The following is a 16157-nucleotide window of genomic DNA, read 5'->3' on the forward strand; positions in this document are numbered from 1 at the left end:
CAGCACCCCGGAGAGCACGGCTGATTTTTGGCTGCAGCGAGGGCTTAACTTTTTCGTGGAAGCCCGATTCTATACGATCTTCACGTTCCTGTTCGGACTTGGATTCTACATGTTTCTATCCCGAAGCGCTGCAACGGGTGGAAAGCCAAGACTTCGGCTGTATATTCGCCGGTTAGTCATTCTGGTTCTGATCGGCGTCATACATCAGTTATATCAATCGGGCGAGGCATTATTCTATTATGCAGTTGTTGGTCTGATTGCGCTCCCTCTCTATTGGGCACCGCGAAGGGTTAATCTTAGCATTGGTTTGGCGGGGTTTGTGATAGCGGCCGTTATGGGCGTCAAACTCCTCACCATCCCTTTCCTGATCATATTAGGTCTAGCTGCAGGCCAATATCGATTACTCGATGCGATCAACGATGGATTAAGATTACGATCGTTACACGTGATTTGGGCACTGTCTCTGTTAGGAACGATTTTGGCCATCGGCGCCATGTGGCGGGGCACCTTCCGAGCCTATGCCTTCCTTTTTATTCGAGGCAGAAGGCGTGCCGCCATCACCAACCATGGAAGCGACCTTCACTCTGGCACATATCGGGGTGGCGACTGGCCCTCTCGTATCCGTATTTTATTTAAGCTCTCTCTTAATGCTTGGGCGTACCCGCGCAGGTGCGAAGATGCTGTATCCGTTACAGGCATACGGGCGCTTAGCGCTTACCAACTACATTGGGCAAACCGTCTTTCTGGTAGGTATTCAGCGCTTAATACTGAACACCACACCGACGACTTATGTCGTATCTACGCTCGTTTCCCTTGGGATTGTGGTCTGTCAGATCATAGCCAGCAATCTGTGGATGCGTTGGTTCCAATACGGACCCCTCGAATGGTTGTGGAGATGCGGCACCTATTGGACGATCGTACCGATTCGCAAAAAAGCAGGCAACCTATAGGTCTCCTGCTTTTTATGTTTTTCGTCCCATTACCATGTAAACGCCAAATATCAGTGTCCATATAAACACCGGACCTGAGGTGATCGGATAGATGATAACGCTGAGTTTCGGAAGCAGCAGTGCTGCAGGTATGCCAAGCGCTCCCCACAACCCTGCTGCTATGCCTATCCATGCCATGACCGGTTTCACAGTTTCTTCAGAGAGCAGCGCAATGCTAAGCAGGCTTATTCCGATCCAGGCCAGCATCATGGCAAAATCCCCGGCCATAATACCGAAGGCAAATAACCCGACACCCAAGGCGGCCGTTCCCGGGTCTTGAACCGAGCCCCATTCCTCGGCCAGCACGGGGAGAACGGTTAACTCCATCGCAAGTACGATTACCCATATCGTCATCGCCGCAATGAACAAGCGGGCAGCCATCATCGCTGAAGGCCGTTTACCAGCCACAGTCTCGCCGAGAGACAGACCGCCAAGCCATAATAATATAGCTGCCAGCATCAGGCTGTGATCCCATTGCCAATAAATCAGCATGTCCGGAATCATCGAAATAACATGATGACCCGCCCACGGATCCGTAGCCGGCGGGTGCATCAGCGTAGCCGTAACAAACAGCGCCCCGCCCAATAAAATGCTGATGCCTGCATAACGGCTAACTTGCGTATTTTCCTTCCATTTGCTCATGAGGCATTCCCACCTTCTGCTTCGTCGTCTATCTATCCTTATACTTCCCGTTCCGTATTGAAACTAGAAGTTTGAGATTTCCCGGCGACTTTGGTAAAAGGTACTCCTGCATAGCGCTCTACTTATCTCTCCTGTTGCCTCCCGCTATTTCATCCTCCGCTCCAAGCGCCTGATCTCCTGCTCGATGACAGTCAATCCCGCCTGCGGAAGCCCAGGAAGTACAATATCTTGTGAGCCCTAATCTCCATTAAACATATACACGCAGCCGATCATCAATTAGACCCAGCAGCCATGCTCTTTCACCAGGGACATCCTCTCTCAGCCTGGCTGCCGCTACCGGCAGCATCCAGCGGTCGATATCCTCCAGCTTCGCATGGGATAATCGGCAGTACTCGTTCAGGTATACTTTATTCCACAGCATGCGGGCCATCCGAAGCGGAAGCACCAGGATGCCTGGCTGATCATCCGGGTTAAACGGCGATTGGAACATCAGCGATGTTCTGGCGACGTCGCATAGAGGGTCACCAATCGTGGCGTTATTCCAATCGATCGCCCGGCATCCGCTCTCCGCCACGATCACATTGTCCGGGTGGAAATCGCCATGACAGATGGAGTCCCCCTCAGGAAAAGAGTCCAGTACCTTGCATATAACCTGCGCCTTTCCTTGCAGGATGCCGCTTGCATCAAGAATCGCATGCTCCAGCCTTTCTTTTTGCGGCGGCAGCAAGGTTGTTGTGCAGCCATGCATCGCATGTTGGAGCCGTGCCATTTCCCTGGCGCACTTCATGAGCTTGTGCGGTGACGATTGAACCTGATGCAGCATCGACGGCCCTGTCACCCGTTCATACACCAGCCCTGTTCGTCCCTCGATATCCACCATCTCAAAGACGGCAGGGGCAGGCACGCCCGCTTCCGCAACGATGCGGCCCACCTCCGCCTCATATGTCACCCATTCCGGACGATATCCTTCATAATACAGCTTTAGTGCCTGAGACTCTCCCCATTCATAGACCTCTGCACTCCTGCCTTTTCCGATCAGCGCACCCTTCTTCAAAGCTCATCCTCCGCATCTTTATGTCAGCTTGATTTTGAATTCGAACGCATCATCATCCGCTGAATCCAGCCTGGCTTCTGAATCCGGCAGTTATGAAATGCTGATATCTTCCATTCGCCGTTCACTTTGACCAGCACGTTGGTATTAATGGAAAAGCGGCCGGTGGGCGGCTTTTTATGGAATCTGAGCTGCACCGCTCCCGTAGCCTGGGCTATCGCAAGCTCCGGGGTTAGGAAACGCAGCTGCGTCGGGGTTGGTCCCGCAACCAGCTTGGAGTCTCGCAGCACCCCATCCCACAGCTTCTGATGAACCTCATCGATCTCTTGGCGGCCCTTCAAGTGCTGTCCGCTAAACGTGACGTAATCCGCATCATCCGTAAAGCATTCTGCATAAGCCCGGCCATTCCCTTCTCCCCATGCCTTGGACAGCGAATCGAATAACGTTAGGATCGCCTGGCGATCCTCGTGCGTACCGTTCATCATCCTTAACTCCTTTCTTGCTCTTAAGCGGGATCACTGAACCTTCTTTGAACACATTGTACGGTAATTCGGCCGAACTGAATTCCCGCTCCAGGATGAAAACAGACTCGGTCTTGGGACCGAGTGCTCCTTCAGATCCGGCAAGTTGCGTTCTTTACGCAAGCGGGAGCGCGAGATATGATATCGTTATCGACGAGAGACCGAATTGTAAAGGAGGTTGTAACCGGCATGATGAAGATCAGCGCTTTTGCCAAGGTCAGCGGCATTTCCATCAAAACATTGCGATATTATGATGAGCTGGGCCTATTGAAGCCGGCCCATGTTGATGAACAAAGCGGATACCGTTACTATTCCGAGGAGCAGCTTCTGACCGTTAAGCGGATTACCGCCTACAAGAAACAGGGGTTTACCTTGGAACAGCTCAAACCTTTTTTTGAAGAGGATATAGGAACCGATGTCGTCAAGAACAAACTTGAGGATAAAATGACGGAGCTTCAGCATGCGATGCGGAGCCTCCAGCTGCAGTTGGATGAAGTGAACAGCAGGATGACGCGCTTGGAACGATCCGAAGCAGGGAATCCGGGTGGCCCCACTATCCGGGAAGTCCCATCCCAGCGTGCCGCTTTCATTCGTGACCAAGTCCCCCGCAGCCAGCTATGTCTCTTGCTGGATGAGATTACGAAATACGCTGCCTCTTATGGAGAAGAGGAAGCCAGGCAGCTAACCATTCTTTGGCATGACCACGGCAGCGGGAATGCCGACATCGCCGATATCGAAGTCGCAGTCCCCATAACTAGGGGCATACCTGCTAATGGGCGTGTTCGTGTGGACTTTCTGCCGCAACTGATATCTGCCGCATCTCTTGTACATCGTTGTGATCCGTGCATCCATAGCTGCCCCGTTATACCCGAGCTCAAGGCATGGATTTCGTCCCAAGGCCTCGTTCAATCGGAATCGGAGCCGATCCGCGAGATCTATCTCACCTCGGATAAAGATATCTATGGTAAGAAGCGCCCTGCGGAATTGCTTATCCCCTTGCAAGGTAACGCGGAGTAACCCTTCCTTGCCGTGAGGGCTACCGAAACGAACCTCGACTCAGTCTCTATCCATACTTGAAGAAGCAGTAACTCCGGATGTCCTTTTTGTTCATGAAAGACTCTTGAATAATTCTAAACCGCCCTCTTGACTCTCCCCTTAACAGGAGAGTGTACAGTAGCGTTAAATCGAACAAGAGGAGTGGGATTTCATGAAACGATTAGAAGACAAAATCGCATTGGTTACAGGCGGAAGCCGAGGCATCGGCAAAGGAATCGCGCTTCGGTTAGCGGAAGAAGGGGCTCTGGTCGTTGTCCATTACGGAACCCGCCGGGATGCTGCGGATCAGGTTGTCCAGACTATACAAGATCAGGGTGGGCGAGCTATCGCCCTAGGCGCCAAACTGGAATCGGTAGACGGAGCAAAAGGACTCATTCATTCGCTGGAGGAGGAACTTGTTCGCGTAACGGGGGACAACCGTTTCGATATTCTGGTGAATAACGCAGGCATCGGAACCTCCAACACCTTTGAAGAGACGACCGAGGAAAGCTTCGATGAGCTGCTTGCCGTTAATGTAAAAGCACCGTTCTTCCTTGTCCAACAGGCCCTGCCGCTCCTGCGTGACGACGGGCGCATCGTCAACATTTCCTCCGGCGTTACGCGGATCGCCTACCCGCATATTATGGCTTACAACATCACCAAGGGAGCCGTCAATACGTTCACCCTGCATCTCGCCAAGCTGCTCGGTCCACGCGGGATCACGGTGAATGCGGTTCTCCCTGGCATCGTGGATACGGATGTGAATGCTGCATGGCTGCATACGCCAGAAGGGCAGCAGCATGCCGCTGAGATGTCCGCGCTTGGCCGAATCGGTCAGCCGTCGGATATTGCGGATGTCGTGGCGTTTCTCGCATCAAGCGACGGGCGCTGGGTCACGGGACAAATGATTGACGCTACTGGCGGCTCTCATCTGTAACGATAAGAACAACGACTATCGACGCACTCTCAAAGAAGACAGACCACGTTTAGCGGTAGTTTCTCTTGCGATATCAGGCGCAGATCCTCCGAAGTTTATACTTTCTGATATCTTAAAAAGAAGCGATTCATGCCCGGCATCAACGCCAAGCAGGATCGCCCTTTTCTTGTATCTGTTGTTTAATCGGATTCAGCTATCTGCACAACCGACTTCCGCCCCGGGTTCCAGCGACATGACGGATCCTTCCCCCGCACATCCAGGCCTCCTACCCATTTATCTATCCTTCCCGTGCAGGCATAGTCGGTCTTCCCGGCTAATACCTCCCCCCCCAGACTCGTCACTTGGAGCACCCGATCTTGGAAACGGGGTACGGCCAGCTTGAAATTCGGAAATTGTGCTGTATCATCGATATTCAACAAGGAATCAGGCCCCTCTGTCATCTTCGCCAGGTAATACCAGAACTCCAGATCTCCCATTCCGAGTGTATGGAGTTGGTCACCTACCTTGCGGAACAACTCATACGGCTTATGGATTCCGCCCGCCACAGCCTCCAACGTCGTCTGCTCGATGATCCCGAGTCCATTGTTCACAGAGGGCAGCCGTGCCAGATGGGCTTCGAATGCAGCCCTCGCAAAAGGCAGTGCCGAGGAATCAACCTCCAACATGCGCTGATGTTTCTCCGGCAGATCCGAGGCATAGCCTTCCCACAACATGCTGCCCAGCATAAGCTCTTCTTCTCCAATCGTGTGCCATGTGCCTGATAACGTCTTGAGCTGCTCTGTGCTAAGCTGCCCCAGCCCGCGAAACAGCTCGATCCCCGGGTATGCGCCAATGCACAGCAGACTCAGCTTCGTATTTCCCAGTGACTGCTCCTTAAACCAATGCAGCAAGCAGGTCAGCATCGTCTGGTCAAACAGATCATGCTCAAACCAGAGCACGATTTCATCATATTTTTGAAAATCCACAAGCTTCCTCTCCTGCGACTCGCAGGTCTCGATATATTCCTTCTGCGGAATCCCCAGCGTTAGCTCCAGATACTGAGCTCTTGTTCTCCGATGATCCGGCTCGTCCATCTTCGTGAAGACCGGACCAAACGAATAAATCTCCCTCCACACCAGGATATCTCCTTGAACGTTCCCTTGCTTCAGCTTATCCCCTACTGAATCTCCGTTAACGATATGCAGCATACGCCTGCCTCCCTCATACAGATCGGTGAACACCGAGACAAAGTCGGCTACATGAAGCGTATTCTTCAGCTTCCGCCGGGCATCAAAGAGGCGCTTCTTTAAAGCCGGCAAGGATATATCCAAATATTGCGAGATCTCCCGCAGGCTGTAGCCTTGAAAATAATAGAGCTGAACCGCAATCCGCATGTTCGATGGCAAATCCGCTATCGTAGTATGCAGCTGACCGATCATCTCTCTCTTTTCCACGACCGACTCCAAGCTTCGCTGATCTCCCACCGGCAATTCAATCTCATGCAGCGGGAACGTCTGAAATTGCTTGCGGCGCAAGTCTCTGTAACACTGCCGCTCCACGATCACTTTGAACCATCCTGGAAAACGCCGGGGATCCTGCAGCTTATGCAGATTCACAAAGGCCTCCGTAAACGCCTCCTGCACGGCATCCTCCGCTAAATGGGAATCCTGCAATTTATCGTAGGCCACGGCCAGCGCCATGCCGGTATAATGCCGGACCAAGCTTTCCTGGGCCTCCGTACTGCCCCGCCGGGCTTCCTCAATCCACTGGAACACGTTCACTAAAACCTCCCTTCTCGGTGTCTCATAAACTAAGTGCCGATTCGTACTAAAAAGGTTACCTCGCTTCGGAAAATGATCGGCTACGCCGGATGGACAATATAACGGAAATTCTCCAAAGCCTTCTCTGGCGCTTCCGAAGTACGGTTCCAGTGATGATAGAAGCTGAACGGAAATTTGAAAAGATGGCCAAACTCCCAGTCGATAGAAGCCCCGTCTATAACCGCCCAATACTCCGGCTGATTCGGAAGCCACACCGATCTTGCGGCCTCCGCAAGAGGCAGCCTATCCACCGGTGACACAATTCGGATCGGCTGAGCAGCGTCCAGTTCGCGGCTGGCACGGAGTACCTTCACGATTTTAAGCAAACCGGGTAATCCTCTGTGGAAATAAGCACGATGACCAAGATCGTACAATATGTTCAAGGCATGTGAGAAGGTAAGCATATGCCCTATCAAATCATGATGGGCTTCCGCTCTGTAGATCACCGAATAAGCGGCCAGTTCATTCAGAATAAAGGCCGATAGCTGATCGGCGCCCGTTATTTCAGGTATTCCATCAACCTTTTCCAGGGTCAAACGTTTGACCTCGGCTGCCGAATATCCGATCCAAGACCTTCCCGGAATCGTCTTCGCGAAAGAGGAGATTAATTCCGCAATATCTGTTACTTCATGCTGGAGACCTCCTTCCAGCTCATGAAGTGCAGCCAGGCTTATTGCTGCATAAATCACGTTGTGCCCAACCCAGTGCAGACCATCGATCGTATCGTCAAGAGCCGCAAGAATCGTTGACTCTGCGCTTTTCACGTCCATGCTTTCCCCTGTCATCGTTCCCTGCTGCAAGTACTTGTCGATCATCCTTCGATTCTCCGCCGCCACGGCCTCTTCGATTATCTCGGACCCGTGGTTTTCCTTTATAAAAAAATAACCCGCGATTGCAGCCGCTCCGTAGTGTGCTTGCCAAACATCCCCCGTTAGCCGTCTGCACTGCGACAGTATGGATAATCCATCTGCGAGAATCACCGTATCCTTCATCATAACTCCTCTACCCCCCTTGACATTCCCCTAACGCCTGTGTAATGATTCTCATCATATTCATCTTGCTCTCTTCTCATCGGAACAGAGCAGTTCGGATGAATTTAAGAACAACATACCACACGGCTATGAGAAGAAATAGTAGCTTATCTCTCGAGGTCCAAGCGAACCGGCGAATGGTGCGAGGCCCGGTACCCCGGAATAAGTGAATGGATCTTCTCGCTTCAACCCGAACCTTTCGGCTGTGCCGGGGCAGTAGGCCTTGACGGCTCTCCACCGTTATAATGGAGATATGGCAGGAATAATGGTGCATTGCCCCATTTCCACGTCATGCTAGAGAGCGACCGTATAGTCGAATTCGGGTGGTACCGCGGAGTTACACTTCGTCCCATAGTGGGATGAGGTGTTTTTGTGTTGTTCTCAAAACAATTAGGAGGTGTGTTATGCAGCGATTATTGTCAGGCATTAAGCCGAGCGGAGATTTGAATATTGGCGGATATGGAGGTGCTCTCCGTCAATATGTGAAGCTGCAGCATGAGTATGAGTCCTATTTCTTCGTACCGGATCTGCATGCGATCACGGTCTATCAGGATCCCAAGAAGCTGCACCAGCGCACGCGGGACATTGCAGCTCTGTACATTGCGTCGGGCATTGACCCCGATAAAGCGACGATCTTTCTGCAATCCCAGGTCCCCGCGCATGTAGAGCTCGGGTGGTTGCTGGAGACGCAGGCGCACTTTGGTGAATTAAAGCGGATGACCCAATTCAAGGAAAAATCCGAAGGTCAAGAAACGGTAAGCTCGGCGCTCTTCACGTATCCCGTCCTCATGGCTGCCGATGTGCTGCTCTATCAGGCAACGCATGTGCCTGTCGGTGACGACCAGAAGCAGCATCTGGAACTAACCCGCGATGTGGCCGAGCGTTTCAACAACCGGTATGGCCGCACGTTTACGGTGCCTGAGCCGATCATTCAGGATATTGGCTCCCGCATCATGGGCCTTGACGATCCATCCAAGAAGATGAGCAAGAGCAATCCGAACAAAAACAGCTGCGTTCACATGATGGATACGCCGGAGGATATCCGCAAGAAATTCTCGAAGGCCGTTACCGACTCAGACGGCGAGGTCCGGCATGACTGGGAGCAGAAGCCGGCGGTCAGCAATCTGATCGAGATTTATTCGGTATTCTCCGAGGAAGCCATCTCCGTCATCGAGAAACGGTATGAAGGCCAAGGATACGGCACGTTCAAGAAGGAATTGGCCGAAGTGGTCATCGAGAAACTTCAACCGATCCAGGAGAGGTTCCATCAAATCGTGAATTCCTCCGAGCTTGATCGCATCTTGATGGACGGAGCGAAGCGGGCTTCCGAAACCGCAGGCCCAACACTGCTTGCCGCCAAGAAAGCGATGGGATTGGTCACGTTCTGAAAGAACCGAGAGGGCGTCCCTTTGATTACTGTTTCCTTATCGGAAATCAGAACAAGGGACGTCCTGCTTATGTTTTATACATAGCTCTGTGTATCTCTATTTCTTGCGAACTTATAGGTAGCAATCAGCGTTAACGCCAAGGCAAAAGCCAGCAGAATCGCAACATTCAGAATCACGTCGTTCAGCCCGCTTCCTTGCTGAAGCTTGCCGAACGTATCGAGCAGCCAATACTGCGGCAGGAAATCGGCGATTCGCTGAATCGCTTCGGGCATCACGGATAGCGGGAATACACACCCCGCCAGCAGCGAAGTCGGCATGATCACCATCGTCTGGATTCCGTTCGCCATCATGGTGCTGTCCGAGAACGCGACAATGACCTGCGATAAACTGACCGCGACCAGAGCGAACAGCGACAGAATCAGAAACATCTGCCAGAGCGGAATGCCTGGCTCGATATGAAAGAACCGGGTCATGACGAACAAGGTGGCCGCAATCTGGATCATCATCAAAACGATGTTCACGATGGCATTCGAGAAGACGTAGCTGCGGGCCGTAATAGGCGACGATAAGAGTCTATAGTACGTACGGTTCTCACGATCTCGGATCGTCAATGCCGATAAATTCACGGCGGAGAATAACATGAACACAACCAAGTAACCGATCGTCCGGTTGGTCATATCAAGATTGGCCGATTGATCCGCAACCGTAGTCGTGGACAATTGAAACGTTGAGCTGCGATAACCGCTGTATAATTCGTTAAATGCGGCGGCATCGCCACCCGCCATAACCCCCATGGATGAAATATTCTGGACGTACGCGTTCAGATACGATTTGACATACCCCGTAACCTGAGCTCCCTTAATCGATTCGATCCGGACCGGCTCGGGTGCCCCCTGAATTACGCCCTGCGCAAACCCCTCGGGGAAAATCAGCACCGCATCCAGCTCACCCGACACAACCAAGTCATCCGCTTCCGATTCCCTAATGACCGATACCTCGGTATGCTCCAAATGAGCAACAAAATCGATCGTATCTTGCGTGACCTTCTGTTCGATATCGTGGTTCACGATCCCAATGTTAACGGAAGTCTCTCCAGAACCCTTGTAGATTAAGGTGGATAGCATAATGCCGACAATAGGAAGCGCGATAACGAGCAGCAGATTTTTATAATCCTTCAACGAGGTCAATATCGTCTTTCGAATGAGCCAGAGCATATCCTTCATCATTACAGCCCCTCCCTTCTTCGCATCGAAATCATGGCTACAGCCAGCAGCAGGATGGAAAAACCGATATTCAGCATCATCGCGTGCATAGCTGCCGACCCATTGCCTGAATAGATGAGCTGCAGCAGCGCTTCATTGGACCAATGCAAGGGAGAATACGTTGCGGCCTCCCTCATGAATCCCGTTGTGCTTGCAACCGGCGTATATCCTCCGCCGAAAAACGCAGCCAGTTGAATAATGACCATGATGACAGCTCCGGCTGCATTTCCCTTCAGCACGTAACTGATGCCGAGCCCGAGGCTGAGTGCAAACAGGATCTCGGTGAACAAAACCAGGAATACCATGATGGGGTTCTCCCCCCAATAGGCATTGAACATATACTTGCTGATCAGCACAACGATGATGACAAATACGGCATTGATCGCGAGCGTGCCCGTTATTTTTCCGGCAAAAATCTCGGCTTTCGTCACCGGTGAGGCCAATAGGCGCTGTGCGGTGTTTCGCTTTCGCTCACTATCGATGAGTCCGCCTGCCGTCAAGGCGCTATACAGGATGATCATCGTGGTGACCGCAATGGAAAAATAATCAAGCGAACCCGGCTGCCTCGCTCCCTGAATGGAAGACTCCAGCACATAGCTCCCTCCACCATCAACAAGCGGCTTGCTCTTATATCCCGGATCGATCTTCGCGGCTTCGGCTGACAGCCGGTACCGGTCGGTAAATGCGGACAGCATCCCCTGCACAATCCCGTTCTCCATACTGCTGCGGCTGTTTCCATCATAACGGATCCCTTGGCCGTCCATTTCCACGTAACCGGTGTACCGGTTGTTTCTCACTTCCTGCCCTCCGTCCATGCCTTCCTCGACTTGCTCAAAGACGATGCCCGATGAGCGTTCCGCCTCCTGCATGAAAACCTGCCATTGCTCCGTAAGCGCGGGTTCTGCACCGTCGTTATGGTATAACACCCGGATGTCTCCAATCGTGGTACTGCCGTTAAAGGCATTCGAAAGCGCCGTCCCCAGGATCAGAATGAGCAGCACCGGGGTTGCCAGCATGAATACCAGCATCCGCGGCTCCCGGACGATCTTCATCTCCTTCAGCGCGATTCTCAGTACGTTCATGTACTTCCACCTCCTTCTTCCTAAGTCCGCTAATCCCGAAGGCTCCGGCCGGTCAACGTCAGGAACACCGTTTCCAAATTCGGCTCGGACGCTTGAACGGAACGAATTTCAATGCCTTGCGCCATGAATTGCTGAATGATTTTATTCAGGTTATTGACTCCTGCGTCGGAGCTGATGTGCACGATATTCTCCTTCACTTCAACCGATTTGACGCCTGCAATCTCCTTCAGCTTGCTCGATTCAAGATGGGCGGTCGTTTGCACTTCGATCCCGATATCCTTCTGGTCCGTAATAATGGCCTTCAGCTGTGCCTTCGTGCCCTCCGCTATGATCTTGCCGTGGTCGATAATGGCAATCCGTGTGCAGAGCTCCTCCACTTCCTCCATATAATGGCTCGTGTACAGGATCGTACTGCCCATCTCGTTCAGCTTCCTGACCGAGTTCAGAATATAATTCCTCGATTGGGGATCGATGCCGACGGTCGGCTCATCCATGATGATCAGCTTCGGTCTGTGGGCAATCGCGCAAGCGATATTCAGTCGTCTCTTCATGCCTCCGGAGAAGCTCTTCGGGTACATTTTATGTTTGTCACTAAGTCCGACGAAGGAAAGCGCCTCTTCGGCCCTGCTCCTAAGCTCCGATCCTCTCAGTCCATACAATCCGGCAAAAAAGTGAACATTCTCATAGGCGGTCAGATCCTCATATATCGCGACCTCTTGCGGAACCATGCCGATCTGCTGCTTCGCGAACTTTCGAAACTTCATCAGATCCTTGCCCAGGACATGAACCTCTCCCTTGGTCATGGGCATGAGCGACGATATGATATTGATGGTTGTGCTCTTGCCTGCTCCGTTCGCGCCCAGGAAGCCGAAGATCTCGCCTTCCCGTATGTTCAACGACAACTGATCTACCGCTATGAAATCCCCAAACTTCTTCGTAAGCCCTTTGATCTCCAGCACGTTCATACGTTTTTCGCCTCCATATTCCATCCACGCATCAACCGGTGGACTTGATCTGCATTTATCGTACGAAAAAAGGATGCCCTTGCGATAGTGCACAAGTTCATCCTTACCCATGAGAATCTTCATGTTGTTGACGATCCAAATCTTCACCCTTATGGGAAATGTTTTGTTTGACCCGATATCCCTAATCCGCCAAATGCGCTTACCGGGTTTAGCTATAAGGAATTAAAGTGGTCACCGAGAAGCCGCTCGAGCCATCCACGATCACGGTTCCGTTCACGACCGCGGCTCGCTCCTCCATGCCTATGATTCCAAGACCCTTGATTACTTTCTGCATGCCCTTGCCGTTGTCGCTGATCTTGGCCTTGATCATGGTGCCCAGAACTTCGATATGTAACGAGACTGCCGTTGCATTAGCATACTTCATCGTATTGGTTAACGCTTCCTGGGTGTTGTCCTGAATGATTTTCCACTGAAGCGGCGTAATCACATCCATATTGCCCTCATGCGTTAATACGGTCTTGATCGGGTGCTGAGCGGAGAACTCCTCAAGGAATAAACGCATTCGGTTGATGCCGAGCTGCTCCGTCGGAGGCTTTACGTTCTTCAGAACCTGCCTGATGCTCTCAATGCCTTCTTTGGAGATGGATATAGCATTCTGCAGCAGCTCGGCGGACTTGTCCGGCTTCGTTGTCATCAAGCGCTTGGCCGCTTCCATCTGAATCAACGCTCCCGTCATGGAATGCCCGATTTTGTCATGAATTTCCTGGGACAGCCGATTTCGCTCTTCCAGCTTGAACATATATTCAAACTGCCGGATGTACTCATTATTTTCGCTCAGCCGCTGGGTCAACCGATCCAGTTCACGGTGCATCTGCTCGTTCTGCTCCTGATAGGATGCGGCTCGGTTAACAAAAGTTCTGAGCATCGTAAGATAAATATAGGATAGAACGGATGTAGAAACATAGGCCATTACAAACCCCTGAGGTACGATAAGCGCTGGAACCAGCAGGGAGATCAGGATCATCCAGCTCCTGCGAACGTAAAGGGACAACAGCTCGTACAGATTCACGGGAAGCAGCATGAAGAGCAGCGGATGGATGTAGAATGAGGAAGCCGCGACAACAAGAACAGCAAGCAGCATGAGGTACGGCTGTATACTTCGGCTCTTGAAAATATAGACGGATACATTCACGGACAGGTAGAGAAGTACGACAAGGATATACCATGGCGTCATCGCAAGATCAGAGGCATACGACTGGCTGATCACATACAGGAACAGCATGCTTTTGAACCCGATGACCCACAGTTCGGCATAGTTTCGGCGTTCGCTCACTTATTCACTTCCCCCGTCAGATAAAAAATCGCAATCTGGGTTCGATGCTCAAGACCTGTCTTGCTGAGAACCGAAGTGATGTGATTGGCAATCGTGCCTTCGGAAATAAACAGCTTCTTCGAGATTTCCTTGTTGGCCAGCCCTTTGGCGATGAGCGCCATAATATCCAGTTCCCTTTCGGTAAATAGACTCCGGTCGAACTTGTCTGCCTTATCTTCCTTGTCAGGCTTTCCGGGAGACAGCCCGGATTTGATTTTATCCAGTACGACGTCCTGCAGCACATGATGGCCGTGGTACACGGTTTTGATTGCATCGCGAATCCGTTCCGGGTCGTTATTCTTCAGCAGATAACCCTTGGCGCCATTCAGGATCGCATCGGTAATGTATTCATCGTCGTCGAAGGTCGTTAAGATCAGTGTCTTAGTCTGAGTGCGTTCCGTGAGCTGTTTCGTGGCCTCAACGCCATTCAGGTTCGGCATCCGGACGTCCATCAGCGCCACATCCACTTCATGCGCTTCGCAATAGGCCACCGCTTCCTGGCCGTCTTCAACGGTCGCCACGACGTCGAACTCATCAAACGTAGTCAGAATGATTTTCATACCTTCCCTGATAAAAGAGTTATCGTCCGCTATGATCACTTTAATCTTCAACTTACGCTCACACTCCCTTATTCAGGATTATACAGGCTGTCATCTTGAAGAACGATAGTATTTTATTCGCCTAAATAAAAGAGGGGCCGTCACGATGCTAACGCACTACTCCAGGTTCCCGGCTAACATGTACCAACCTGCTTTAAGCAAAGCAAAAAAGCAGTGCGGGTACACACCCCACACTGCCCATTCACCAGCCTATTCTATTAAGAAGCGGTCATCGACTTTCTTTTATCGGAAAGGCTCCCCTTCTTCAGCACCGAGGCAAGCAGCAGAACAAGGAAACCTCCGGCGATGGACCATAGTACGGCAGCATTCGCGGAAGATGCGGAAACCCCGTCAAAATACATCACATCTCTTAGAGCCGAAGCAGCAAAGCGGAGCGGTGTCCACGAGTACAGCCAATCCTGTGTTGCCTGCGGCAGAAACTCCGGCGCCATATTGAGAAGCGGCATTGAGAAGAACATCAGGAGCACCAAAATCCCCATAGCCGGGAGACCCATCCAGTTGAGCAGGGTCGACTGAAGAAGGAAGAAAGTTGAACCGGCCAGCCACAGCATCAACCAAACACGGCCCCCGTTGGTAAACTCCATGCCATACCAGGAGGAGGCCATCCATACCAGGAAACCGGTAGCCAGACCAGCCAGCAGCAATCCGGCAGCGCCTTGCAGCACAATCGAGGTTCCCCTGCCGCTGCCATCAGCTACAGCTTTCTGCAGCGCCTGGAACAAGAACACGCTAATGATCAGACATCCGATCCATAAAATCTGTACCAGCATGCCCGGCGCATTGCCGCTTGCGTGGTTAACCCCGACAGGGTGAACAACCTCCTCATGAACCTCAAACGGGGTAAGGAGAGCCTGTGCGGTTGTTACGGGCAGCATATCCGTCTGCATACTGATCATGGTCAATGCCTGGTTGGAGAGCTGCGCTCCCACCATCTTCATCGCTTGCCCGAGCATCTGTTTCACCGCAGTGGATGCCTGCGTGCTCATCCCCTCGTTCACCAGCACTTGCACCACAGCCGGCTTCGGAGCAGGCGATTGCAGCGACAAGATGCCTGCGCTTAAGTCCTCAGGCAGCACGAGGGCTCCATAATACTTCTGGCTGTCGAGCCCTTTCCGTGCCTCCTCTTCCGAATTGACGATCTCCCACTGAATGGGCAGCTGTGAGTTTCCCTGCAGCATCCCCTTCATCATGTCGCCAACAGCAAGGGGTTCGCCGTTCGGTAACTCCGCCGGCTGATCCAAGACGACCAAGGCAACGGGCAGCGACTTCGGCTTCGCTCCCGCGATCGATCCCATCATGGCCACGCCGAAGACCGACAGCACCAGAATGACAACCAATGCGCCGATCCACAGCATGTTTTGTCTTAAGAAACCCATATCTACCACTCCTCATTGTTAATGAACAAACTGTTGATTAATGATCACATCGTTAATTATAATGAAGAGAGAAATATGTTCAATCAT

15 protein-coding genes and 1 other annotated feature are annotated in these 16157 nt (G+C 52.0%); of the genes, 4 read left to right on the forward strand and 11 right to left on the reverse strand.

All coding sequences use genetic code 11. The features are described 5' to 3' along the window. Positions 1–518 precede the first annotated feature (518 nt). Positions 519–950: a DUF418 domain-containing protein gene (locus tag ACQKPA_RS14665; protein WP_427493346.1), complete on the forward strand. Its 432-nt coding sequence runs from the start codon at positions 519–521 to the stop codon at positions 948–950. A gap of 12 nt (positions 951–962) precedes the next feature. Here ACQKPA_RS14665 and ACQKPA_RS14670 read toward each other — a convergent pair whose 3' ends face one another. From ACQKPA_RS14670 to ACQKPA_RS14680, 3 genes are all read right to left on the reverse strand, one after another. Next, positions 963–1631, reverse strand: coding sequence for a hypothetical protein (locus ACQKPA_RS14670; protein WP_427493348.1), 669 nt, complete (start codon positions 1629–1631; stop codon positions 963–965). Positions 1632–1878: 247 nt separating this feature from the next. Beyond that, positions 1879–2685: a phosphotransferase family protein gene (locus ACQKPA_RS14675; protein WP_427493350.1), complete on the reverse strand. Its 807-nt coding sequence runs from the start codon at positions 2683–2685 to the stop codon at positions 1879–1881. 23 nt (positions 2686–2708) lie between these two features. After that, positions 2709–3164, reverse strand: a complete 456-nt coding sequence (locus ACQKPA_RS14680) for an SgcJ/EcaC family oxidoreductase (protein WP_427493568.1) — start codon at positions 3162–3164, stop codon at positions 2709–2711. A gap of 228 nt (positions 3165–3392) precedes the next feature. Between ACQKPA_RS14680 and ACQKPA_RS14685 the strand changes: the two genes are divergently transcribed. Both ACQKPA_RS14685 and ACQKPA_RS14690 read left to right on the forward strand, forming a co-directional pair. Continuing rightward, on the forward strand, positions 3393–4220 hold the full coding sequence (locus tag ACQKPA_RS14685) for a MerR family transcriptional regulator (RefSeq protein WP_427493352.1): 828 nt from the start codon (positions 3393–3395) through the stop codon (positions 4218–4220). A gap of 190 nt (positions 4221–4410) precedes the next feature. Continuing rightward, positions 4411–5175, forward strand: a complete 765-nt coding sequence (locus tag ACQKPA_RS14690; RefSeq protein WP_427493354.1) for an SDR family oxidoreductase — start codon at positions 4411–4413, stop codon at positions 5173–5175. 179 nt (positions 5176–5354) lie between these two features. Here ACQKPA_RS14690 and ACQKPA_RS14695 read toward each other — a convergent pair whose 3' ends face one another. After that, positions 5355–6929 (reverse strand): sigma-70 family RNA polymerase sigma factor, encoded by a 1575-nt coding sequence (locus ACQKPA_RS14695; RefSeq protein WP_427493569.1) that lies wholly within the window; start codon positions 6927–6929, stop codon positions 5355–5357. A gap of 86 nt (positions 6930–7015) precedes the next feature. Continuing rightward, on the reverse strand, positions 7016–7966 hold the full coding sequence (locus ACQKPA_RS14700; RefSeq protein ID WP_427493570.1) for a hypothetical protein: 951 nt from the start codon (positions 7964–7966) through the stop codon (positions 7016–7018). 119 nt (positions 7967–8085) lie between these two features. Beyond that, positions 8086–8360 (forward strand) — a binding site (T-box leader). Between the two features lie 49 nt (positions 8361–8409). Here ACQKPA_RS14700 and trpS point away from each other — a divergent pair. After that, complete coding sequence (gene trpS / locus ACQKPA_RS14705; RefSeq protein ID WP_427493356.1) at positions 8410–9393, forward strand: tryptophan--tRNA ligase; 984 nt, start codon at positions 8410–8412, stop codon at positions 9391–9393. Between the two features lie 74 nt (positions 9394–9467). On the opposite strand, the gene ACQKPA_RS14710 is transcribed toward trpS, so the two are convergent. From ACQKPA_RS14710 to ACQKPA_RS14735, 6 genes are all read right to left on the reverse strand, one after another. Beyond that, complete coding sequence (locus tag ACQKPA_RS14710) at positions 9468–10619, reverse strand: ABC transporter permease (RefSeq protein ID WP_427493358.1); 1152 nt, start codon at positions 10617–10619, stop codon at positions 9468–9470. Beyond that, positions 10619–11737 (reverse strand): ABC transporter permease, encoded by a 1119-nt coding sequence (locus ACQKPA_RS14715; protein WP_427493360.1) that lies wholly within the window; start codon positions 11735–11737, stop codon positions 10619–10621. The genes ACQKPA_RS14710 and ACQKPA_RS14715 overlap by 1 nt, the downstream gene beginning before the upstream one ends. Before the next feature lie 29 nt (positions 11738–11766). Next, a complete protein-coding gene (locus tag ACQKPA_RS14720; protein WP_427493362.1) occupies positions 11767–12702 on the reverse strand; it encodes an ATP-binding cassette domain-containing protein in 936 nt (311 codons plus the stop codon). 208 nt (positions 12703–12910) lie between these two features. Next, on the reverse strand, positions 12911–13984 hold the full coding sequence (locus ACQKPA_RS14725) for a sensor histidine kinase (protein ID WP_427493571.1): 1074 nt from the start codon (positions 13982–13984) through the stop codon (positions 12911–12913). A gap of 47 nt (positions 13985–14031) precedes the next feature. Further along, entirely contained in the window at positions 14032–14685 is a 654-nt protein-coding gene (locus ACQKPA_RS14730; protein ID WP_427493364.1) for a response regulator, read from the reverse strand. Between the two features lie 206 nt (positions 14686–14891). Then, on the reverse strand, positions 14892–16070 hold the full coding sequence (locus ACQKPA_RS14735) for a YhgE/Pip domain-containing protein (RefSeq protein WP_427493366.1): 1179 nt from the start codon (positions 16068–16070) through the stop codon (positions 14892–14894). Positions 16071–16157: the final 87 nt, after the last annotated feature.

Source organism: Paenibacillus sp. NPDC093718 (assembly GCF_050279985.1).
Classification (GTDB): domain Bacteria; phylum Bacillota; class Bacilli; order Paenibacillales; family Paenibacillaceae; genus Paenibacillus_AQ.